General features: G+C 29.0%; 1 protein-coding gene. It reads left to right on the top strand.

Annotated features, from left to right (window positions below):
• Positions 1 to 1,000 (top strand): motility associated factor glycosyltransferase family protein (locus tag AJ886_RS04565; protein WP_148124025.1); only part of this gene is annotated, 1,000 nt, incomplete at both ends.

Genomic DNA, 1,000 nt, shown 5'->3' with positions numbered 1-1,000 from the left:
TTTTACAAAACATCCCTTCTATGCTTGAAAGCATTCCTTTTCAAAGAATCTTAAATGAAAGAAAAAACAAATTCGAAAATGCTATAGTAGTTTCTGCAGGACCTAGTTTAGCTAAACAACTTCCTTTACTTAAAGCTTATCAAGAAAAAGCAGTGATCTTTTGTGCTGATGGGGCTTTAAGTATGCTTGAAAAAGAAGGCATAGTGCCTGATTATGTTACGAATTTAGATTTTACTGATTTAGCAATGAAATTTTTTCAAAATAAAGAAAATTTAAAACAAAGCATTATCGCTCTTGAGTGTGCTACACATCCTAATGTCGCGCGTAGTTTAAAGGCTGAAAATTGTATGATTATTTTAAGAAATAAAGCTTTATACCAACGCTTCAATCTTAATGACTTTGGTTATATTGATACAGGTACTCATGTAAGTCATTTTTCTTATACCTTAGCTTTGGCTTTAGGATTTAAAAATATTATCATGATAGGACAAGATTTAGCCTTTGATGAAGAAGGAAATTCACATTCAAAAGGTTTTGATTTTGGGGAGAAATTTAGCGGTGAAGAAAATATAGACAAACTTAAAGTCCCAGCCTATGCAGGTAAAGGTGAAGTTTTAACTCATATGGATTGGAATGATTATCGCATAAAACTTGAATATCTTTTTGCTTGCAACAGTAAAGAAGCTAAATTTTACAATGCTACTGAAGGTGGAGCAAGGATTAATTTTACTGAAGAACTTTCCTTTAAAGAATGTTGTGAAAAACTCCTTACAAAAGAAAAACCTAAATTTGAACTTCCAAAAAGTTTAACTAAAAATAGAAGTGATAAACTCCTAGTTAAATTCAAAGAAAAAATACAAAAAGATCAAGATAATGCTAACAGATTTTTAAATGATGCTTTAGCTTTAAAACAAATTTTAGAAAATATACTCAGTAAAGATTTTATTTTACCTTTGGAATTTTTAGAAAAAGTTTATCAAAATATAGAAAATTTCAATCA

This window comes from Campylobacter sp. BCW_6465, from assembly GCF_001762815.1.
GTDB classification, from domain to species: domain Bacteria; phylum Campylobacterota; class Campylobacteria; order Campylobacterales; family Campylobacteraceae; genus Campylobacter_D; species Campylobacter_D jejuni.
The sequence above is the reverse complement of the archived record's forward strand: the minus strand, read 5'-3'. Positions and strand labels throughout refer to the sequence as shown.